The sequence below is a fragment of the Butyricimonas synergistica DSM 23225 genome (assembly GCF_000379665.1).
GTDB classification, from domain to species: Bacteria; Bacteroidota; Bacteroidia; order Bacteroidales; family Marinifilaceae; genus Butyricimonas; species Butyricimonas synergistica.
In genome coordinates, this window is sequence record NZ_KB903371.1 from 54,216 (window position 1) to 76,424 (window position 22,209).

The 22,209-nt window shown below is 43.7% G+C and carries 15 protein-coding genes; 7 read left to right on the forward strand and 8 right to left on the reverse strand.

Features of this window, described 5'->3' with window-relative positions:
- The first annotated feature begins 5 nt into the window (after positions 1–5).
- The 5 genes from A3CY_RS0117380 to A3CY_RS0117400 all read left to right on the forward strand — a co-directional run bounded on the left by A3CY_RS0117380 (position 6) and on the right by A3CY_RS0117400 (position 10,392).
- A complete protein-coding gene (locus A3CY_RS0117380) occupies positions 6–1,505 on the forward strand; it encodes a RagB/SusD family nutrient uptake outer membrane protein (protein ID WP_018339220.1) in 1,500 nt (499 codons plus the stop codon).
- An 8-nt stretch (positions 1,506–1,513) separates the two neighbouring features.
- On the forward strand, positions 1,514–2,473 hold the full coding sequence (locus A3CY_RS0117385) for a hypothetical protein (protein WP_148375311.1): 960 nt from the start codon (positions 1,514–1,516) through the stop codon (positions 2,471–2,473).
- A 116-nt stretch (positions 2,474–2,589) separates the two neighbouring features.
- A complete protein-coding gene (locus tag A3CY_RS0117390; RefSeq protein WP_018339222.1) occupies positions 2,590–5,172 on the forward strand; it encodes a zinc-dependent metalloprotease in 2,583 nt (860 codons plus the stop codon).
- Positions 5,173–5,181: 9 nt separating this feature from the next.
- Positions 5,182–7,710 carry a zinc-dependent metalloprotease gene (locus tag A3CY_RS0117395; protein WP_018339223.1) on the forward strand — a complete coding sequence of 843 codons (2,529 nt, stop codon included), beginning with the start codon at positions 5,182–5,184 and terminating at the stop codon, positions 7,708–7,710.
- 24 nt (positions 7,711–7,734) lie between these two features.
- Complete coding sequence (locus A3CY_RS0117400; RefSeq protein ID WP_018339224.1) at positions 7,735–10,392, forward strand: zinc-dependent metalloprotease; 2,658 nt, start codon at positions 7,735–7,737, stop codon at positions 10,390–10,392.
- Between the two features lie 84 nt (positions 10,393–10,476).
- Here the strand turns inward: A3CY_RS0117400 and A3CY_RS0117405 are convergent, their stop codons facing one another.
- From A3CY_RS0117405 to aspS, 6 genes are all read right to left on the reverse strand, one after another.
- On the reverse strand, positions 10,477–11,514 hold the full coding sequence (locus tag A3CY_RS0117405) for an endonuclease/exonuclease/phosphatase family protein (protein ID WP_205619922.1): 1,038 nt from the start codon (positions 11,512–11,514) through the stop codon (positions 10,477–10,479).
- An 87-nt stretch (positions 11,515–11,601) separates the two neighbouring features.
- Positions 11,602–12,525: a rhomboid family protein gene (locus tag A3CY_RS0117410; protein ID WP_018339226.1), complete on the reverse strand. Its 924-nt coding sequence runs from the start codon at positions 12,523–12,525 to the stop codon at positions 11,602–11,604.
- 8 nt (positions 12,526–12,533) lie between these two features.
- Positions 12,534–13,358, reverse strand: coding sequence for a rhomboid family intramembrane serine protease (locus A3CY_RS0117415; RefSeq protein ID WP_018339227.1), 825 nt, complete (start codon positions 13,356–13,358; stop codon positions 12,534–12,536).
- Positions 13,355–14,773: a PSP1 domain-containing protein gene (ricT, locus tag A3CY_RS0117420; protein ID WP_018339228.1), complete on the reverse strand. Its 1,419-nt coding sequence runs from the start codon at positions 14,771–14,773 to the stop codon at positions 13,355–13,357. Before ricT ends, A3CY_RS0117415 begins: the two co-directional genes overlap by 4 nt.
- A gap of 125 nt (positions 14,774–14,898) precedes the next feature.
- Positions 14,899–16,026, reverse strand: coding sequence for a DNA polymerase III subunit (locus A3CY_RS0117425; protein ID WP_018339229.1), 1,128 nt, complete (start codon positions 16,024–16,026; stop codon positions 14,899–14,901).
- Positions 16,027–16,111: 85 nt separating this feature from the next.
- On the reverse strand, positions 16,112–17,857 hold the full coding sequence (aspS, locus tag A3CY_RS0117430; protein ID WP_026207814.1) for an aspartate--tRNA ligase: 1,746 nt from the start codon (positions 17,855–17,857) through the stop codon (positions 16,112–16,114).
- Between the two features lie 203 nt (positions 17,858–18,060).
- Here aspS and A3CY_RS0117435 point away from each other — a divergent pair, with 203 nt between their 5' ends.
- Both A3CY_RS0117435 and tyrS read left to right on the forward strand, forming a co-directional pair.
- Positions 18,061–18,558: a CvpA family protein gene (locus A3CY_RS0117435; RefSeq protein ID WP_018339231.1), complete on the forward strand. Its 498-nt coding sequence runs from the start codon at positions 18,061–18,063 to the stop codon at positions 18,556–18,558.
- 103 nt (positions 18,559–18,661) lie between these two features.
- On the forward strand, positions 18,662–19,954 hold the full coding sequence (gene tyrS, locus A3CY_RS0117440; RefSeq protein WP_026207815.1) for a tyrosine--tRNA ligase: 1,293 nt from the start codon (positions 18,662–18,664) through the stop codon (positions 19,952–19,954).
- A gap of 38 nt (positions 19,955–19,992) precedes the next feature.
- Here the strand turns inward: tyrS and A3CY_RS0117445 are convergent, their stop codons facing one another.
- Together A3CY_RS0117445 and hflX are read right to left on the reverse strand one after the other, a co-directional pair.
- Entirely contained in the window at positions 19,993–20,706 is a 714-nt protein-coding gene (locus A3CY_RS0117445; protein ID WP_018339233.1) for an energy transducer TonB, read from the reverse strand.
- 269 nt (positions 20,707–20,975) lie between these two features.
- A complete protein-coding gene (gene hflX, locus A3CY_RS0117450; protein WP_018339234.1) occupies positions 20,976–22,199 on the reverse strand; it encodes a GTPase HflX in 1,224 nt (407 codons plus the stop codon).
- Positions 22,200–22,209 lie beyond the last annotated feature (10 nt).

Genomic DNA, 22,209 nt, shown 5'->3' on the forward strand with positions numbered 1-22,209 from the left:
ATATTATGAATAAGATATATTTATTTTTAGTTTTGTTATTTCTGGGAACCACGTCTTGTAGTGACTTCCTGGAGGAATATTCGCAAAACTTATCCTACGTGAACACGATAGACGATTTGGATGAATTGTTGATGGGGGGAGCTTATTGGATGCAAACAAAAAGTAGTATCGATTTTTACTTGTATTATTTGAATACAATGGATGACGATATTGCTTCAATAAACATTTCTCATAATGTAAAATCTCCGGGTTATTACATGAGGCATTTTTATACTTGGCAGGAATACTCGTATATATCTAATGACGAGGGCGATAAAACTTGGGGCGTTGATGCTGCATGGGCTAAATTCTATGAGAAGATTGCTGTTTGCAATTCTATTCTAGTGGATATTGAGCGTTTTACCGGGGAAGAAAAATATAATCGGGTAAAAGGGGAAGCTCTTTTTTTACGAGCCTTTTATTACCTCTACATGGTAAATATGTGGGGAGAGCCATACGATAAGGATATTGCCACAACCCAGTCGGGAGTGCCAATAAAAACTTTTTCTGAGGTGGAGGACAAGGATTATTCTCGGAATACCGTGGCTGAATGTTACGAGCAAATAGTAAAAGATGCAAAAGCAGCTTTAAATTACTTGAAAGGGGTTACGCCTTCCTCCGCCAAACGAGTGGGAGAGCAGGCGGCACGAGCCCTGTTGGCTCGAACTTACTTGTACATGGGGGAGTATGCTTCAGTTATACAACAATGCGATTCTATATTGAATTCTCCTAAAATGTTAGCATTGATGGATATGAATACGATGTCTGTGAGTGACTACGAGGATGCGACAACCCATGTCGGAAGTTCGGAACTTATATTCACGGGGTCCATGGGGCAAAGTTGGAGAAGTACCTCCGGATATCGATTTACCGTATCGGAAGATTTGGTAAGTTGTTACGAAGAAGGTGGCGACTGGAGGTTTAGACTAAACAAGCAATCTCATTTCTTTAGTTACAAAACAGCGAAGGGAAAAACTTTCTACACACGATGGTTGATGGATGGTAATCAAGAATGGATTGGTTTTGGTTTCGGTTATCCGGAAATTTATTTGAACAAGGCAGAGGCTGCCGCCATGTTGGGCAGGAACGAAGAAGCTATCTCCACGCTGGAAAAATTGAGAGAAACTCGAATCGAGAATCCTGCTTCTATTCGAGGATTATCGGGAGAATCTCTGGTCAAGTTTACTCGTAAGGAACGTCGTCGGGAACTTTGTTTCTCTTATCATCGTTGGTTCGATTTGCGGCGATATGCCGTTGCGCCCCAATATCCGGAGGCGATCACGATTAAGCACAAGTGGGATGCTGATGACAGCGACTTGGAGAATGGTACATACGTGTTGAAGCCTTATCCGGAGGACGGGGGATGGGTATTGCCTTTCCCGACGTATGTTTTGGAAGATAATCATGGCGTGTTGGTCGATAATGTGCGCCCGGCGAGAAGAATAGAAAGTAGTACAGGAGAATAATGAATGTTATGAAAATGAAGAATATTATTATCGGTTGTGCATATGGAATGCTATTGAGTTTATTCGGATGCTTCCATGAGGCGGAATTATCTGAATCCAAACAGGATCGGGATTGGTATATCCTGGAGGATTCCGATGATAAACTGGATCATTTGCGATACTTGGTTTTTGAACAATACGGGGTTCCCATTTTTTATAACGACACGATCGGGAGCCGGACGGACGGAACAGATGTGTATGGTAATCCGGTTATTTATTACGAGATTTTAGACCCGAGTTATGATTTGGTAAGCGTTAATGATGAAATTGAAATTAAACTTGCCACAAATCGAGAACAAATCATGGCTGCGGTTTGCTTCATGAGAGATGAAGTTTTGCCGATGTTGAATTCTACGGGATTGCTTCCCCGTTGTTTCTTGCTTGTCGACAGTGTCCATGCAGCTTGTTTCAGTTCCAGTGGGGCGTACCGGCATGAGGTTAATGTTTGCCGAAGTTTAATGGCTTCTCTTGTTGGTAGGGTGGATCGACTGGAAGAAATGTCCGATGAGGCGAAGAAACGATTTGCCGTAGAAATTGCTGCAGAAGAATGGGCATCTTACTTGACTCAGTTCAAGAAAGAAGAGTTGTCGCCATTCTACTCGATTAGCGAAACCGAGGTGTATTCAAAATCGACGACCTATTCAAAGTATTCGAGTAATACAGGACCGGCTACGCTGAGTGTCCCGTATAAAGATTATCGTGAATATGGCTTTTTAGACTATAGCCATTGGGAGGCATACCAAGAGGGTTCCTCTTATAAAACGGTAAATAAACAATATGATGTCGCAGACTACGTGGCAGAAGTATTACTTGACGACGATGAGGCTTTTGAAGAAAAGTATAAAAATTATAAATGGGTATTGCAAAAATACGAACTCATGAAGGGTATCGTAAAAACAGTAAAAGCAGAGTTGAAGGTAAATAATTGAAATTTTAACGCTAGTAATGTCCACTTTAGGAAGGAGAAAAATAATTCTCCCTCCTAAAGGATGGAATCAACTGCTCTTTTCCCAAAGATATTTTTCTAATAATTAAAATTGTATGTATGAGAAAATGGATTGTATGGTATGTAATTTTACTGTTAATTCTGTCTTGCGCCTTGCCTGTTGAGGCTATAGCCCGCAAAAAAAAGAAGGCACAGGTAGAAAAAAAGGAATTAAGCAAATATGATAAATTATTTCAAGGGAAACATGTCACTTCTTCTGCCGGAGAATTCGTAACCTTGCACCGAGTGAACGGAAAAGTGTACATGGAGTATCCCTTGAAATACATGGGGCGGGAAATATTGTTGGCATCCACCATAACGACTTCTACGAATGGTTTGGTATGTACAAACGGGTATAAAGAAAACAAGCCCATGCACTTACGAGTGACGGCAGATTCAAGTGCACTCTTTTTTCACCAGGTGAATGCTTTGATGAATGTGGATATCACGAAAGAAAAATTGCGAGAGGTAAAGCAACAGAACTTTGAGGATCCAAAGTGGATGAGGTATGATATTTTGACCTATTCTCCGGATAGTTCTTCTGTGGTAATAGACATGACAAATTTATTCATGGATTCAGAAAAAGCTCTATCTCCTCTTCCGCCCAAACACCGTGGTCTGGAAATTCAAGCGACAATGAACGAAGAACTTTCTTCTATTCTAGAAGTAAAAGCTTTCAAGGATAATGCTTCTGTAAAATCTCAGCTAGTCTATCGATATAGCTTGCTAAACCAGAATAGCTATAAAGTTATAGATAATCAACCTTTAACGCTAGTTGCCACCCGGACGTTATTGTTATTGCCGGAAAATAAAATGAAACCTCGCCGTTCGGATCTACGTTTGGGGACATTCCTAACATCAAAGAGGGAATTCACGGAAAAGGGGGAAATGTTACGCTACACGTATGCCAACCGCTGGGATTTACAGCCGAGGGATATAGAAGCTTATCGGCGGGGAGAATTGGTGGAACCGATAAAGCCGATTGTATTTTATTTGGATACGTTATTTCCCGCTTCATGGATGCAACCGATTCGAGATGGAATCTCCCGTTGGAATCTGGCTTTCGAGAAAATCGGATTTAAAAATGTGGTGTTGGTACGTGATTTCCCTTCCGATGATCCTGATTTTGACCCCGACAATTTGAAATATTCTTGTATACGATATATTCCCCAAGCTACGGAAAATGCCATGGGACCTTCATGGGTAGATCCGGAAACTGGAGAAATATTAAATGCAAGTGTCTTCGTGTATAATAACGTGATAGACATGCTGCGGGATTGGCGTTTCGTCCAAACCGCTCAGGTAGATGAATCCGTCCGGGGAAAAGAGTTGCCGGAGTCTGTTTTCAATGAATCGTTAGCTTACGTGGTAGCCCACGAGATCGGTCATTGCCTGGGATTAATGCATAATATGGCAGCCTCTCACGCCTATCCGGTCGATTCCTTGCGTTCTGTGTCATTTACTCGAACATACGGAACAACACCCTCTATTATGGATTACGCTCGGTTCAATTATGTGGCACAAACCGGGGACAAAGGAGTGCGGCTTACCCCTCCGAACTTGGGCGTGTATGACGAATTTGCAATACGTTGGCTATATACGCCGATTTATAATGCTTCCCCCGAGGAAGAGGACCGTATCCTGGAACAATGGATAGACGAGAAAGCGGGTGATCCCCGTTATCGTTTTGGGCGTCAGCAAATATTAAGTCGTTACGATCCGTCGGCAATTGAAGAGGATTTAGGTGATGATGCTGTGAAATCCAGCGAATATGGAATTCAAAATTTGAAATATATTTTGTCAAATCTCGAATCCTGGATTAAAGATGATGAAGATTTCACTTGCAGGCAGAAACTATACCAACAGATATTGGTGCAATATTATCGTTACATACGGAATGTGATATATAATATCGGTGGTATTTATTTGTCTGATGCCAAGGAAGAGAGTGGAATCAAACGAGTTGCTCCTGTGGAAAAAGCATTACAGAAAGCCTCCATGCGGTGGATAATGACCCAGTTGCATGACATGGCTTGGTTAAACGAAAGAAATTTGTTGAAGAAAATTACTTTATCTTCTTTACCCTCGTTGGATTTGACGAAAGCTATCGGGGACGTTTTAGCCAATTCTTATTGGAAAGTGGCACTCGCTTCCATGTGGAGTGACGATCCTTACACGTTATCGGATTATTTTGATGACTTATATTGGGGCGTGTGGGACAGCGCCATAACGGGCAGGAGGTTGACTCGGGAAGATCAAGTGCTACATCAAGTGTTTTTGAAACAGATGGAAGAAAATGTTCGTGCTATCGGGGGAAATCCTTTATGGTTCTTCGGTAATGATCAGAAAATAGATATGCAAAAAGTTTATGCGCCATTGGAGTATGACCTTTGTGCGTATGGATTGGAAAGCGGAAGTGAGAATGTATTCACACGAAATTTCGGATTCGGGTATGGGTGGCAACCCATGGTGAATACTAAAATGATCCATGATACACCCGTTTATTACCTGGAGCACTTGAGAAGGGTGCGGGAATTGCTGGAGACAAAGATGGATAGTTTTCCGTCAGAAGAAAAGGACTATTACGAGATGATACTTTATGCCGTGAAACAAATATTGGGTAAACAATCGCGAACTAAATAAATTATCGATATGAGTAAACAGATTATAGTAAATCTAATTTTTGTATTCCTGTTTCAAGTGGCGTTCTCCTTTTCTTCCGTTGCCGAAAAAAAGAAGAACAATGTTAAACCACAGGGCAAGTACGAAAAATTATTTAAAGATAAATCTTGCATAACTGTTTCCAGCGACTTTATGACCTTGCATAAGGTGAATGGCAAGTTATACGCGGAAATACCTTTACGCCTGCTGGGAAAAGAAATGTTGCTATCTTCCACGGCGGCAAAGACGAGTGAAGTGATGGCAGGCATTCCGGGGTACACGCCTAGTTCCTTGTACTTGTGTTTCACGCTACAAGATAGTACCGTGCAGATACGCCTTCTGTCGGATTTGGTGACGACAAACGCCGAATCCTCGAAGTCGGCTCGTTTAATGGCGGAGAATTACGGCAGACCGATATGGATGGGCTTCAATGTGTTGGCATACAACGCAGATAGTACGGCTGTTGTGTGCGATATAACTAAACTCTTTCAATCCAATATCCCGGAATTGACCCCCGTAATAAAAAGGTTCGGGAAATACGACATCTCCGGAACATTTGTCGAGTCGTTAGCTCGATTAGGAGAGATTCGTGCTTTTGAAAACAACATAATGGTTACCTCTAATTTATCTTACCAAGTAGACGCAATTTTTGTCTTATTTCCGTTTTTCCAACAGAAGCCTGTTGACATGGAGGTTGTACGTACCTTGATTTTGTTACCGGAGCAAACGATGGAAACCCGTCTGGCAGATCCGAGAATCGGGGTATTTTCCTCGGAAAAGATAAACATCCCGGAAGAAGGAGGAACGATGAATTCTTATTCTTTAGCTCATCGTTGGCGTTTGGAGCCGAAAGATGAAGCAGCTTTTCGGCAGGGGAAGGAGACGGAGCCGATTAAACCCATTGTGATGTACGTGGATAATAACTTTCCTGATGGTTGGAAAGAAGCTGTGCAGCGGGGTATTTTAAAATGGAATCGACTTTTTGAACGAATAGGATTTAAAAACGCTATACAAGTCATGGATTTTCCCTCGAATGATCCGACCTTTAATCCTGACAATATAGCTTATTCGTGTGTGCGATACGTGGCTCATGAGAATGAAACGGCGAAAACGATTTCTTGGACAGATCCCCGAAGTGGAGAAATATTGCATTCAACGATATGTTTATTCCACGGGCTCCGGAATCGTATTCTGATTGATCGTTTTTTACAGACTGCAACAATTGACCCGCAAATCCGGACAGGAGAATTGACCGATGAAATATGGACTGAGTCTTTGGAACAATATGTCACCCATGAGATGGGGCATGCGCTCGGTCTGCAAGATAACATGTGTGCATCCCGAGCCTATTCGGTCGATTCTTTGCGTTCTGCTTCTTTCACCGGGGTGCATGGCATTTCGGCTTCTATCATGGACGAATTGGGTTTCAACTATGTTGCACAGCCGAATGACCATGGCGTAAAATTGACGGCAGACTTAGGACCCTACGATGAGTTTGCTATCCAGTGGCTGTATTCTCCCTTGTTGGAGGTTCCTTCTGCCAAGGGGAAAAAGGATATATTATCCTCTTGGCTCGATCAAAAGAGTGAGAATCCGATTTATCGTTATGGGCGAGTATCCTGCGAATATGATCCGTCGTGTTTATCCGGCGATTTGGGCGATGATGCGATAAAAGCCGGTAATTATGCGTTGAGCAACTTGAAAGAAATCATGTTGCACATGAATGAGTGGATTCAAAACGATCCGGACGGCAGATTACGGAGTTTATTATACCAGGAACTAGTTTTTTATCATGAAAAATTGTTGGATTACGCCGTCAAAAACATTGGAGGTGCTTACATTAACGTGTCCAAAGAGAATACGGGCATGAATACTTATGACATTATTCCTCGGGAGATACAGGAAGCATCCATGCACTGGGTATTATCTCAGTTCAGGGATAGTGAGTGGCTGGAGAATCCTCAATTGATGACGTTGGGGACTTTCGGAACGCCGCCCCTTTGGCGGGTTCGCAAAAGATTTTTATCTGCTCCCATGTTGCGGGAAGATTACGTGTGTCTGTTTTCCGATCTTTCGGATAATCCGTACTCGCTAAAGGATTTTGCCGAAGACATGTACGAGGAGGTCTGGAAAAGAACTATCGAGAACAAACCTTTAACAGCAATAGATCGCTATATCCAGAAAGAGTGGTTAGGAGCATCGGAATACAGAATCCGGGTGATGGGTGGAAATGGTTTGTCCAAATCACTTGCTCTTTCTGTTTTAGCGGGAGAAGTTCCTGAAAAAATGATTTATGAAAGAGAAAATTTCAATAGTCTTGTTTTCCCTGGACAAATATCCGGAGAATTGGCTAAAATAAATGTCAAACACATGAACAACAGTCATATGTATTTTTTTAAAGTCATGAAAGAATGCGAACAAATGTTGGAAAAAAGAATATATGATAGCGTTGAAGCCGATAGAGCTCACTACAGGGCTATGTTGTATTGTGTGCGTGCATTATTGAAAGAAAAGAAATAATATAAAGATAAAAGTAAATTGAATATGAAAAATAACATTCTATTGTATATCGTTTTGTGTGTATTTTGTTTGTCTAGTATTTCGATGTATGCTGCGACAGACAAGAAAAAAAAGAAGAATGTCAAGACAGAACAAACGGAAGAGCAGAAACAGCCTGTAAAGAAAATAAGTAAATACGCCAAATTATTCAAGGGTAAATCCCACGAAATAGCTAAAAGTGCTTTTCTGACACTGCACAAAGTCGATGGGAAAATTTACTTGGAAATGCCGTTGGCTACCATGGGGCGGGAAATGTTGATTGCGGCAACGACAACTGAAACCAGTGATAATCTTGTGGCAACGAACGGTTACAAGTGCAATGACCCGATACATACCTATTTTACCTTGAAAGACAGTACCGTGCAAATGCACCAGATTAATGCGCAAATAAATTATAATTCAACAGACAAGCGAATAGCACGAGTGGTGGAACAAAATTATCTCAATCCGGTGATTGAAGGATTCAAGGTTTTAGCTTACAGTGAGGATAGTACTGCTGTTGTGTTTGATATGACTTCTATGTTTACCGGGGGAAATGCAAAAGTATCTCCCGTTTCAAGAGGATCATTCCCATTGATAATCAAGGCATCTGTAAACAAATCATTATCTTCCGTGGAAACAATCAAAGCTTTTGAAGATAATGTTTCTGTAAAATCGTCATTATCCTATAAAGTATCCGCGAAATATCTGAAAAACTCTCTATTTGAGGATAAACCATTGACAATTAAGGCAACTTGGAGCATCTTGTTATTACCGGAAGAACGTATGCATCCCCGGGTGTCAGATTCCCGCTTGGGAGTATTCTTGACGATGAAACAGCAATTGCCGACCGACAAGGATGGTTTCAAAAATTACTCTTTAGCAAATCGTTGGCGGTTAGAACCCAAGGATATGGAAGCTTACAAACGTGGAGAGTTGGTAGAGCCGGTAAAACCGATTGTATTCTACTTGGATAATTTATTCCCGGAAACTTGGCAGGTTGCTATCCGCAAAGGTATATTGCGCTGGAATAAAGCTTACGAGAAAATCGGATTTAAAAATGCCGTGCAAGTATTGGATTTTCCGACAAATGACCCGAATTTTGACCCGGACAACTTGAAATATTCTTGTATCCGCTACGTGCCTTCCATGACACAAAATGCGATGGGACCGTCTTGGGTAGACCCTGTCACGGGAGAAATTTTAAACGCATCAATTCTAATATATAGTGATGTCGCTAAGATGTTACAAATATGGAATTTTGTTCAAACCTCTCAGCTAGATGCTTCCGTGCGGAGTAAGGAGATGCCGATTGACGTGTTCCAAGATGCATTGGCATACGTGACTGCCCACGAGATGGGACACTGCTTGGGCTTGATGCATAATATGGGTGCTTCTAGTGCTTTTCCCGTGGATTCTTTGCGATCTGTAACGTTTACTCAAAAATACGGGACAACCCCGTCTATTATGGATTATGCGCGGTTCAATTACGTGGCTCAGCCTCAGGATAAAGGAGTCAAATTGACACCCCCGGAATTAGGCGTTTATGATGAATACGCGATCAAATGGCTATATACACCAATTCCCGATGCCGCTTCCCTGGAAGAAGAGAATAGAATACTGGAGTCTTGGATTGACGAAAAGGTCGGTGATCCTCTTTATCGTTATGGTAAACAACAAGTGGCAAGCCGTTATGATCCGAGGGCATTGGAAGAGGACTTGGGCGACAATCCGATGAAAGCAGGCGATTACGGGATCAAAAACTTAAAGTACATCCTTTCTCATTTAAACGAGTGGATTCAAAATGATCCTGATGCGGAATTTCGTCAACAAGTGTACGATCAGATTGTGACTCAATATGCTCGTTATATTCAGAATGTGGTATATTGCATCGGGGGTATTTATTTGAACGAAACGAAGGAAGGTACTCTGGAAAAAAGATTCCAACCTGTGCCGAAAGAACGCCAGAAAGCAGCCATGCAGTGGGTGATGAAACAGTTGAGAGATATGGATTGGTTGGATAACGAGAAAGTATGTTCTAAATTCAAACTGCAAATGAAGCAATCTGCTGTTCTAAAACAAGCAATTGCTTCGATAATGACAAAGCTTTATAATAATGTCACACTTTCGGCTTATTTAGCCGGGAAAAACTCTTATTCTCTGCACGAATTTTTTGACGATTATTTTAAGGGGACATGGGATGCGGCTATTAATAGCCGTCGGCTCACGATGAGTGATAAATTACTGCAAAAGGAAATGTTAGGTATTATGTCAAAATCCATCGCTTTCATTGGCGGGCAAAAACTGGAAACGGGTTTTACTTCTTCTCTCGCTTACCTCCCCTCGATTGATGAGATTTGTTGGTATGGATTGGATGAAACCGGTATTGTACCCCAGTACGCGGATGTTTTGAAGCAGCAGGAAAAAGAATCGGGATTAAATTATGGGGTTGAGGTTATGATGGAAGAGGTTTGCCTTGGTTATGGTTACGGATGGCAAAACACAATTCGTACTCAAGTAATTGATGAGTCTTCCACTTATTACTACGATATGGCAAGGAAGATTAAGTCATTGTTGGAGAAGAAAATTCCTTCTGTCCATGCCACGGACAGACAACATTATCAAGCGATGTTATTTGCCGTAAAACAAATATTGGCTGAATAATTATTCATATGCGATCTCCTTCACCATAAACAGAGAAGGTGATCGTCCCCAATATATCAGGGTGAATGAAATAATTGTGTGCTTTTATTTGAATTTCAGTTTGCTCAAGACAGGATAGTGGTCTGAATACTTGATGGTATCCCGTGTGTAGGATACCGTGTAGAATGAAGGCGTATGCAGGATGTGGTCGATGCGGAACGAGGGGAATTCCCCGATGTAGGTGTTCCCTAGACCACGTCCTTTTTCTGTGAAACTATCTGTCATGCCTGTGGATAACGTGTGGTAGGCATAGGAGAGGGGGGTGTCGTTGAAGTCGCCGCATATAATCACAGGATAAGGCGATTGTTGCACGTGGGACTTGACTTTTATGGCTTGGTTGGCTCGGTTGCGATTGGCATGCACCAGGCGGGAGGATATTTTTTTTACTCCTTGCGTGGCATTCTCCGTGTTGCCGCTGGTTAGATTCTTGTAAATTTCCTTCTCGTTGTTCCCCAAACGGTAAGATTCCAGATGAAGGGCATATACCCGAATGGTATCTCCTTTTACGTCGATGTCGGCATAGATGCCGGCGGCGGCGTTACCGGGTTCAAATTCAATCTTTCCCTTTTTAACGATCGGGTAGCGGGAAATCAATGCAACATCCTTGTTGCGATAACGATATTTATATCCCGGGAATTTCTGGAATGAAGCGTCCCGGGCTGGAAATTCCTGTATACACACGATGTCTGCATCGCTATTGTTAATGTAGTCCATGATCTTCTTGGGGGTGTCTTTCTCTTGCATCCAGTTGTTGGCGTTCATCTGACAAATATTGTAGGTCAAGATGGAAAGATCGTGGGGAGTATCCGTGGTCGTCTTGGGATTCAAGGCGTAATAAGTGGTGATGAACGGGTAGCCGGAGGCAATGGCTAAAAAAGAGAAGATGGCAATCTTTTTCCAACGGATGAGCCAATATAGGAACAATATAATATTTGCGATCAATAGATAGTGGTAGGCAAGCCCGAGGAGAGAGGACGGGTAGAACACGTTCGGATTCACGTACGGGGAAGTATAGCTTCCCAGCAAGCCGATCATTGCCGCTATCGTGATGATCCTCATAACCGTGTTGAATAGAAGAACCAATTAATTTTAGATTTTAGATTCCGACCGCACAAGGCTGTCGCTTATTCTGTGATTTCTGATTCATTTTCAATTTTCAATTCTCAATTTTCAATTGTTTGATTTGAACAGAATCTCTTTTTCCTCTTTTGTCAAACTCTCGTAGCCGTGTTTAGAGATTTTGTCCAATATATCGTTGATACGATTGTCTTTTTGTTTCTTGTACTCGTTGTATTCCGTGTCGTTCATGTCGGATACTTTCTTTTTGTATTTGACGTGCATCTTTTTTTTCGGTTTACCGAAGAGTTTGTCTAGTTTGCCGAGGAATGCCATAAAGCCTCCCGTGAGGTCTAGATTGCGACGAATGGACAATGTGAACAGGTAGCCGAACACGGCTCCACCCAAATGGGCGATATGTCCTCCGGCATTTCCCGAGGGGATGCTGATAACGTCGATCACGGCGGTGAAAATAGCTAGATGAATCAATTTCACGGGACCGATCAGAAAGACGTATATTTTGTGATTCGGGAGATAGGTACAAACAGCAAACACTATAGCCATCACGGAAGCGGATGCCCCGATCGCCCACGAGTAATATCGCTCAAGCTCGAACGCCGGGAATATAGCGTAGGCGGCAATGTACATGACAGCGCCGCTAATTCCCCCCAGAAGATATACTCCCGTGAGTTTCGGACCGGAGAAGTAACTCAAGAAGATCGACCCGAACCAATATAGCCATAGCATATTGAACAGCAAGTGGATAAATCCGAACTGGGTGAACATATACGTGATGATTGTCCACGGGGTATGGAGAAGATTTTCCGGTAAGGCTGCCACTCCCAGGTAAGGCAGGAGCAGGCTGTCGATATTCTTCTCGCCCATCAAGGTTAACACGACGGCAATCAATTTTATAACGATAAAAATACCGATATTGATGTAGATGAGCCGAGTGAGTGCAGACCCCTGTTTGAACGAGCTTTTTATCCCGCCCCAGATTCCATTTGAAAAGTTCGATCCATACGGGTTGCTATACATATCTCTTTCTAATAAAATCGTTTACTACTTTTTCGCCAGTAAAGAATCAGGAAGAAACCGAAAAGCATACCGCCGAGATGTGCAAAGTGAGCCACGTTGTCGCCTACCGAATTCTGGAGTCCGAAGAACAACTCGGCTGCACCGTAAAGGAGTACAAAATACTTTGCCTTTATCGGGATCGGGATGAACATCAAGAACAATTCCGTGTTCGGGAACAACATACCGAATGCCAACAAGATACCGAATACGGCACCGGAGGCGCCGATTGTCGGGATGTTGGTATATGCTTGAATGATACCTTGCATATAATATTCTGCCTGCCCCACGAGTTGCGCATTGCCGGGAGCCTGATTCCAAGTATCGACGAATTGCATCAATTGGGAGATCAGCCTGGGATTGCTTACATGGGAACGAACGAATTCGGCAAATATACCGGGATCCGGGGTGCTTTGAAAAGCGTAAAATTGTTCCTGCATATTATGCAAGCCGTACCAGCTCACGAGTGAGTGGAGCACTGCCGCTCCCAGTCCGGTCACGAAATAATAGATTATAAAGCGTTTCGTTCCCCACACCGATTCGAGAATTCTACCGAACATGAACACGGCAAACATATTGAAGAACATATGGGTAAGTCCTTCTTGCGTGAACATATGCGTGATGTACTGGTAGATATGAAAATATTGGGATTGAGGTAAATGCAGACCGAGTATGTTGACCAGGTCTATGCCTGACCTCTGTCCCATGATGTTAATCACCAGAAATATGATGACATTAATTATAATGATAACCTTTACCGCGGGGGTAATACCTGCGAATGGTCTATAATTATTCATTGTTCAGCGGGTTTATTGTTTTCTTTATTTTCCGGTTTATTATTGTTGTTTCTGTTTTCCGGTTTGTTATTCGGGTTATTCCCTTGCCGGCGAGGATTCCGATTCCCATTCTCTTGCCTGTTATTGTTAGGACGGTTCCCTTGACGGTTATCCGGTCTGTTACCGGGTTTATTTTCCGGTTTATTGGCAGGCTTGTTTATGGTTTTCTCCCCCAGAGCGTTTACGTTTTTCTCCCTCGGTTTGTTTTCCCCGCCGTTATTTTCCCGTTGAGGTCTTCGGTTCCGGTTGCGGTTGCGACGTCTGCCACCTTGTTCTTTTTTCTCGTCAAAGCGGTTCAGGCTCTCTTCGCCAACACCGTCCGTGTATTTGATGCTTGCGGTTTCTTCCTTGTTCGCCTCAAGTGCTTTTGCCGGGATGGTGCCCTTCTTGTTCATGGCGATGATTTCTTTCACTCGTTCCACGGGTAATTTGATTAGAGCCCCGCGTCCTTCTTTATCGAACGAGTAGGACATATTCCGTCCGAAAATGTCTGTCTTTTGGTGGTAGAGCATACCCTCACCCGTGTTTAGCCATACGTTGGATGACGGGAAATCCTTTTGTTCGTCGATATAGGCATCTACCTCATAGTTAAGGCAGCATTTCAACTTACCACACTGACCTGCCAGTTTCTGCGGGTTTAATGAAATATCCTGGTATCTTGCGGCGGAAGTCGATACGGAGATAAAATTCGTGATAAAGGTGGAGCAGCACAGTTTGCGACCACACGACCCGATTCCCCCGATACGTCCGGCTTCCTGACGGGCTCCGATCTGTTTCATCTCGATGCGTATATGGAATGTCTCTGCCAGAATCTTGATTAATTTACGGAAATCCACCCGGTCGCTGGCGATATAATAAAATATAGCTTTAGTTTTATCTCCCTGGTACTCCACGTCGCCGATTTTCATGTCAAGCCCAAGGTCGGCGGCAATGATGCGTGACCGGATCATGGTATCGTGTTCCAGCGCTATTGCCTGCTGCCATTTCTCAATGTCGTGCGGTTTAGCTTTCCGGTATACCTTTTTCAGTGGATTGCGTTCGAGATCAACTCTTTTGAGCAACATCTGTTCTTTCACGAGTTCTCCTGTGAGGGATACGATCCCAATATCGTGCCCGAGTGCCGCCTCGACAGCCACGATGTCCCCGACGTTCAAACTCAAGTTACTGTTATTGATAAAGAATCCCTTCCGCGTATTTTTGAATCGTACTTCCACGATGTTTGATGAGGTACAACTTTCCGGAGTGTCCTGCATCCAGTCGTAAACGGTAAGTTTTCCTGCCAACAAGCGATGGTCTATCACCGGAACTACCGGGGGACGTTGTTTTATATCTTTATTTTCCGTGTTTTCTTGTTTATCTTCTGTTATTTCGCTCATAGTGTATCAATTGAAAATTGAAAATTGAAAGTTGAAAATGAGAGGACTTCTGTCTCTTGGGCAAATATTTCCGTTTTTCAATGCTTCAATTTTTAGTTTTTATCTTTTATCTTTTTGTTCTCTTGTCACGGTCTGATATTTTGCATCACCTTGATGCAAAGATCCGTGAAGATGATCTTGCCATTCCCGTTTCGAATGATGTCGCTATATGCCCGCTCGAATTCTTCGAAAAGGGGAATGATATTGCCTTCATGAACAAAGGGAGAGAACTTCGTGGAGAACGTTTTCTCTCTTTCTGTCATGTATACTATTTTTTCTATGCCAAAGTTCCTGACAAAATTCTCCCGTAGCATCCGGATACAATGCAATAGGAAGCTTTTTTGTTTCTCTCTCCCGAGGGAAGCCAATTCGTTGACAAATTCGTTGACCGGTAACATTTTTCGTTCCCAGCACAAGCGCATCATTTGCATGAATTTTTCTTGATTATAGACCGACTCGTCGGTCTCGTTCAGCATACGAAGGGCTTTCAGCCAACTACCGGATGCCACGTGTGCTACTTCCTCGGCGGATTCCCGAACCAGTCGTTTTTGTTGCATCAGTTGTTCCGTGATGTCCTTTTGTGTCAAGGGCGGAATATTGATGCGTTGCGTGCGGGAAAGAATGGTGTTGATGATCTCTTCCGCGTGTTCTGCTACCAGAAGAAAGAGTGTGTTCGGGTACGGTTCTTCCAGTATCTTGAGTAGTTTGTTGGAGCATTCTGTTTTCATTTTTTCGGGCAACCAGATAATCATCACCTTGTATTCCGATTCAAATGATTTTAAATTCAGCTTCCGGAGAATATTGCCGCTTTCCTCCGTGTATATCAGGGCTTGAGCGTTCTCGTCCGCTCCCATGGCACCGAGCCATTCTTCCAGGTCGATGTACGGGTTCTCGAGTAAGAGGTTACGCCATTCGTTGATATACTCGTCGCTGATCGGTGTTTTCATCTTGGCTGATTTTACCACGGGAAACACGAAGTGTAAATCCGGATGGATCAATTTCTGCATTTTCCTGCACTCGGGGCATACACCGCAGGCGTCCTCGTGCTTGTCACCCGTGCAAAACAAGTATTGCGTGAAAGCAAGGGCAAGCGTCAACGACCCCGCTCCCGTGTCGCCAGCAAAGAGTTGCGCATGGCTGATTCTTCCCGATTGCAGGGAAGACACCAGCCGTTGCTTTATCTCTTCATGTCCTATGACGTCTTTAAAAAACACCTTGTCAATTTTAGATTTAATGATTTTGTGATTTAGTGATTTCGGATTCAGTGATTAATCACTAAATCTGCAATCGCGGAATCACTTAATTTTTCAATTGAATACCCAGTTCGTCCAATTGTTCTTTCGCGATTTCGGCGGGAGCGTCGAGCATGACATCACGACCCGAGTTGTTTTTCGGGAAGGCGATCACGTCGCGGATAGAATCCAGTCCGGCGAACATAGAAGCCAGACGGTCGAAACCGAAGGCGATACCTCCGTGAGGGGGTGCCCCGTACTTGAATGCGCCCATCAGGAAGCCGAATTGTTCTTGGGCGGTCTCGTGGGAGATTCCCAGGCAATCGAACATCTTGGATTGCAATTCCGAGTTATGGATACGAATGGAGCCTCCTCCAACTTCAACACCATTGATGACCATATCATAAGCGTTTGCCCGAACTTTTCCGGGATCGGTCGTCATCAAAGAGATGTCTTCCGTTTTGGGGGACGTGAACGGGTGGTGCATCGCGTAGAAACGTTGGGTTTCTTCGTCCCATTCCAATAGCGGGAAGTCAACAACCCACAACGGTTTGAACACGTTCTTGTCTCTCAATCCAAGGCGGGTACCCATTTCCAGACGAAGGTCACAAAGCTGAGCCAATGTCTTGAATTTAGGACCTACCAGAATCAGAATTAAATCGCCCGGTTGTGCTTTGCAGGCATCAGCCCACGTTTTCAAATCTTCCGGCGTGTAGAACTTGTCGATGGAAGATTTGAACGTCCCGTCCTCGTTGTAGCGCACGTACACCAAGCCTTTGGCTCCTGTTTGCGGACGTTTCACGAATTCGGTCAGTTCGTCCAGTTGCTTCCGGGTGTAAACGGCACATTTCGGTGCGCAAATTGCCCCGATATATTCTGCTTCGTTAAACACGGCGAAGTCTTTTCCTTTTGCCACGTTGGTCAGGTCAACGAATTTCATGTCAAACCGGATATCCGGTTTGTCACAACCGTATTGTTCCATGGCATCCATCCACGTCATTCTCGGCAGCGTGGGAATATCCACGTTGCGGATTTCTTTGAACAGATGTTTGATTAATCCCTCGAATATTTCCAGAATATCTTCTTGCTCTACGAATGACATCTCGCAGTCGATCTGCGTGAACTCGGGTTGACGGTCAGCCCGGAGGTCTTCGTCACGGAAACATTTCACGATTTGGAAATAACGGTCGAAACCGGAAACCATCAGAAGCTGTTTCAGCGTCTGCGGGCTTTGCGGCAGCGCATAGAATTGCCCTTGGTTCATCCGGGAAGGCACCACGAAGTCGCGTGCCCCCTCCGGCGTGCTTTTTACCAGCACGGGAGTTTCCACTTCAATAAAATTCTGGTCGCTCAGGTAATTTCTCACGAGTTGAGCCATCCGGTGGCGCAATTCGATGTTCTTGCGCACGATGGGGCGGCGTAAATCAAGGTAACGGTATTTCATCCGGAGCTCGTCACCCCCGTCGGTTTGGTCTTCAATCGTGAAAGGCGGAATTTCCGATTCACTCAGCACGGTGAGCCCGTTCAGTGAGATTTCGATGTCACCTGTCGGGATCTTATTATTTTTACTGGCTCTTTCGATCACGGTGCCTTTTACCTGAATCACGTATTCCCGTCCGAGTTTTGCCACGTCGTTTTTAATTTCTTCGGGTGCCGATTCTTCGACCACCAGCTGGGTAATGCCGTAACGGTCACGTAGATCCACGAAAGTCATGGCTCCCAGTTTCCTTACTTTTTGTACCCATCCGCTAAGACAAACGCTCTCTCCTGCGTTCTCTATCCTTAATTGCCCACAAGTATGTGTTCTATACATAATTATCAAATTTAGATTCTGGCATAAATATCCTGCGAAAATAGTAAGAATTTGTCAGTTTAAAGACATAAACCATCGAAAATTGAATGACGGAATTAATTTCTCCGGGCTTTCGGGGATGACGAATAATTTTGTTGAATATTTTTAGTTTGAATACTCGTGTAAAACGTGGACAATTCCTTATCTTTGAAATCTGAAATAAGGTGATTAAATATTTAGCGGTGAATTACATTGATGTGATAATATTGCTCCCGTTAGTATATGGGGCTTATAAGGGGTTTAGTCAAGGATTGATAGTTGAGATGTCAACGTTGTTTGCGTTGATACTGGGGGTTTTTATCTCGTTGAGATATGCCGTGAACGTGGAGGATTTTTTGAAAGACTTCGTGGCGATGCCCGAATCGTATGCCTATTACATTGCTTTTGCGGTTACTTTCCTGTTAGTTATTATCGTGATTCACTTGCTTGGAAAACTGCTTACGAAATTGATTGACATGGTGGCGCTTGGCTTGTTTAACAAGTTGTTCGGGATTCTGCTGGGGGTATTGAAGTCTGCCATTGTGGTATGCGTGATTCTTTTTGTCGTGAATGCGATAGACAACCGCTACGAATTTATCTCTGTAAAAACGAAAAGTGATAGCCTATTGTATCAACCTTTTGTTAACTTCGCGAATGGCGTCTACGAGAGCGCCTTTAAGTGAATGTAAAAGTTAGAGTTTAAAGTGAAAAACATGGGTTCGTGTGTCAGGAATCACAGAATCATGAAATCTAAAATGAATACGAACTATATAAATTTGAGAATCGATGAACTTTGTTGAAGAACTAAGATGGAGAGGGATGATCCATAATATCATGCCGGGTACAGAAGAGCAACTTGCAAAAGAATTGACGACGGCTTATGTCGGGATTGACCCTACTGCTGATTCGTTACATATCGGGCATTTGGTTTCGGTGATGATGATGAAACACTTGCAGATGGCAGGTCACAAGCCCATCTTTGTTATCGGGGGAGCCACGGGAATGATCGGGGATCCCAGTGGTAAATCGTTGGAGCGTAACTTGCTCGACGAGGAAACGATCGAAAAAAACATGGCTGGGATCAAAGGACAATTGTCCCGGTTTATTGATTTCAACTCGGATGCGCCGAATGCCGCGATTATGGTGAACAATTACGATTGGATGAAAAAATTCACCTTCCTCGATTTCATTCGGGATGTGGGGAAACATATCACCGTGAATTACATGATGGCAAAAGACTCCGTGAAGAAAAGGTTGAGTGCCGATTCCGCACAAGGATTATCTTTTACCGAATTCACGTATCAACTGGTGCAAGGTTATGATTTCTTGTATTTGCGTCGCAATTACAATTGCCTGTTGCAGATGGGCGGTTCCGACCAGTGGGGAAATATCACTACCGGGGGCGAATTGATCCGTCGTAAGGATGGTGGTGAGGCTTATGGTTTGACCTGGCCTTTAATGACCAAGAGCGACGGGAAGAAGTTCGGTAAAACAGAATCAGGCAACGTGTGGTTAGACCCGAAACGTACTTCTCCTTACAAGTTCTACCAGTTCTGGCTGAACAGCACGGACGATGATGCGGCCAAGTATATCAAGATATTTACCGTATTGCCCCCGGCGGAAATCGATGCCTTGATCGCCGAACACCAGGAAGCCCCGCATTTGCGTAAATTGCAGAAGGTGTTGGCTAAGGAAGTGACTTGCCTGATACACGGGGAAGAGGCTTATGATGTCGCATTGGAAGCATCGCAAATTCTTTTCGGTAACGCGACTTCGGATGCTTTGAAGAGATTGGACGAGGAAACCTTGTTGTCTGTTTTCGAAGGCGTGCCTCAATTTGACGTTGCCAGAGCCGATTTGGAAGCAGGTGTTCATATCGTAGACCTGATGGCGGAAAAGACATCTATGGTGACTTCCAAGGGAGAGGCAAGACGTTCCCTGAAGGGGAATGCCATCAGCATTAATAAAGAGAAAGTACAGGATCAGGAATTGATCGTTACTCCCGATTATTTGATAGATGATAAATTTATTTTATTGCAGAGCGGGAAAAAGAACTATTTCTTGATTATAGTAAAATAGTATTAAGAAGAGGGACTCCGAAAGTCCCTCTTCTTATTTTATTGTAATTTGAAATTGATTGGAACCGTGTAGGATACTCTTACCGGTTTGCCTCGTTGTTTCCCCGGAATCCATTTGGGCATGGATTTAATCACGCGTATTGCTTCTTTATCCAGTGACGGATCGACAGACCGGATGACTTTTATATCGGTGATACTACCGTCTTTTTCGATAACGAATTGTACGGAAACTCTGCCTTGGATATTATTCTCCTGGGCAATTACCGGGTATTTGACGTGTTTGGACAACCATTGGTTGAGGTCGCCTGCCGGGAAGCGTGGCATATCCTCGACAACGACGAAAATGTCTGATTCTCCGTAATCACCCTCTCCGTTACCCTCACCGTACTCGCTGTACCCGTTGCTCGAATGGTTGTTGCCGTACGAGTTGCTGTTGGCGGCGTTGGATTCTGCATCTTGGATGTCTAATGCCTCGTCGAAATCAAGTTCCTCTTCAACAATTTGAATAAGATCAGTCAGCCTGGGAGCGGGAGGAGGTGGAGGAGGTGGTTGCATCCGTGCTTGTTGCGTGATGGGGATGATGTCCTCCTCTATTGGCTCTTCTGCTACTGTTATGAAGACTTCTTCAACCTTCACGTTAGTTTTCCACTCGAAAGCACCGAGTAGACAGGCTAATGCTATGATTAGTCCTATCTCGAAGAAGATACCCTTCTTGTTTTCGAGGTTTGCTTTAGATGATTTCTTTGTTTCCATAACTTAATTGTTTAGGTTAAGCTTTTACCTCTAATATACAAAAAGTTAGCCGAAAAACCAAATTTCGACATTCTCTTTTATGTAAAAAAGGTGAAAGTTGTTTAACGCACGGATTCTGTGAGCGTGCCTTCCCGAGGAAAGCCCCTAGTGAATTCTCTTCTGTTTATAGAGGAGGTGGCGGCATAGCCGACGGAGGAGTTTTAGAAGGAAGTGGTAAAAGCCCACTCCCTCCATTCGTTTTATACTGTCGATTCAAACAGATTCTTGTGCTATTCTGTTTCGTCGTAGTCTTGATACAAGAAATCGTTAAAAGGAAAACGTGCGGAATGAATATCCTTGACAATGTCGTATAATTTTTCTTTTAATTCTTCGATGTTCTCTTTGCCTTTTGCCGAGATATAGACCGTTTCTCCGCCCTGTTTGGACATCCACATTTGTTTCAGGTCGTCCAAGCTATAATTCTTGCGTTCTATGGGTGTAAGGTCGTCTTCGTCTTTTTTCGTGTAAGTAAAGGCATCTATTTTATTGAATACCGTGATCGTGGGCTTCGGGTTTTCTATAAGCTCGCTGAGTGTTTCATTTACAACCCGTAGCTGATCTTCAAATTGCGGGTGTGAAATATCTACCACGTGAAGGATCACGTCGGCTTCTCTCACCTCATCGAGGGTAGATTTGAAGGATTCTACCAGGTGATGGGGTAATTTGCGAATAAATCCCACCGTGTCGGCTAGCAATAGCGGTACATTCTTGATAGCAATCTTGCGTACCGTCGTGTCGAGCGTGGCGAAAAGTTTATTTTCGGCAAACACTTCTGATTTACTCAAGAGGTTCATTAGCGTGGATTTACCGACATTGGTGTATCCCACGAGTGCCACCCGAACCAGTTTTCCCCGGTTCTTGCGTTGCGTGACCATTTGTTTGTCGATTTTTTCCAGCTGTTCTTTCAAGCGAGTGATCTTGTCCCGGATGATACGCCGGTCGGTTTCTATTTCTGTTTCACCAGGACCGCGTAGACCAATACCTCCCTTTTGCCTTTCCAAGTGTGTCCACATTCCCGTTAACCGGGGAAGTAAATACTGGTATTGGGCAAGCTCCACTTGTGCTCTTGCTTCTGCGGTGCGGGCTCTTTTGGCGAAAATATCGAGAATCAGGTTTGTTCGGTCGAGTACTTTTCTACCTTGTAGTTCCCGTTCGATGTTCCGGAGTTGGGTAGGGCTGAGTTCATCGTCAAAGATGACGAGGTCTATCTCATTCTCCTCGACGTAGTTTTTGATTTCTTCCAATTTACCTTTTCCCACGAAAGTTGCCGTTACCGGTTTGTCCAAATTCTGTGTGAATATTTTCACGGTTTCCGCTCCTGCTGTCTCTGCCAAAAAGGCTAGTTCGTCCAGGTATTCGCACATGGTGTCGTAGCTGATATTTTCTGATTGTAGTGCTACGCCTACAAGAATTGCTTTTTCTGCTTCTTTTTTCGTGTAAAAATAATCGCTCATATATAAGGAA

Excerpts from the sequence above, each read along its gene's own strand:
- A3CY_RS0117380 (WP_018339220.1), top strand. The coding sequence starts at position 6 with ATGAATAAGATATATTTATTTTTAGTTTTGTTATTTCTGGGAACCACG.
- A3CY_RS0117410 (WP_018339226.1), bottom strand. The coding sequence starts at position 12,525 with ATGTATAGCAACCCGTATGGATCGAACTTTTCAAATGGAATCTGGGGC.
- A3CY_RS0117415 (WP_018339227.1), bottom strand. The coding sequence starts at position 13,358 with ATGAATAATTATAGACCATTCGCAGGTATTACCCCCGCGGTAAAGGTT.
- tyrS (WP_026207815.1), top strand. The coding sequence starts at position 18,662 with ATGAACTTTGTTGAAGAACTAAGATGGAGAGGGATGATCCATAATATC.
- A3CY_RS0117395 (WP_018339223.1), top strand. The coding sequence starts at position 5,182 with ATGAGTAAACAGATTATAGTAAATCTAATTTTTGTATTCCTGTTTCAA.
- ricT (WP_018339228.1), bottom strand. The coding sequence starts at position 14,773 with ATGAGCGAAATAACAGAAGATAAACAAGAAAACACGGAAAATAAAGAT.
- A3CY_RS0117390 (WP_018339222.1), top strand. The coding sequence starts at position 2,590 with ATGAGAAAATGGATTGTATGGTATGTAATTTTACTGTTAATTCTGTCT.
- hflX (WP_018339234.1), bottom strand. The coding sequence starts at position 22,199 with ATGAGCGATTATTTTTACACGAAAAAAGAAGCAGAAAAAGCAATTCTT.
- aspS (WP_026207814.1), bottom strand. The coding sequence starts at position 17,857 with ATGTATAGAACACATACTTGTGGGCAATTAAGGATAGAGAACGCAGGA.
- A3CY_RS0117445 (WP_018339233.1), bottom strand. The coding sequence starts at position 20,706 with ATGGAAACAAAGAAATCATCTAAAGCAAACCTCGAAAACAAGAAGGGT.
- A3CY_RS0117400 (WP_018339224.1), top strand. The coding sequence starts at position 7,735 with ATGAAAAATAACATTCTATTGTATATCGTTTTGTGTGTATTTTGTTTG.
- A3CY_RS0117385 (WP_148375311.1), top strand. The coding sequence starts at position 1,514 with ATGAAAATGAAGAATATTATTATCGGTTGTGCATATGGAATGCTATTG.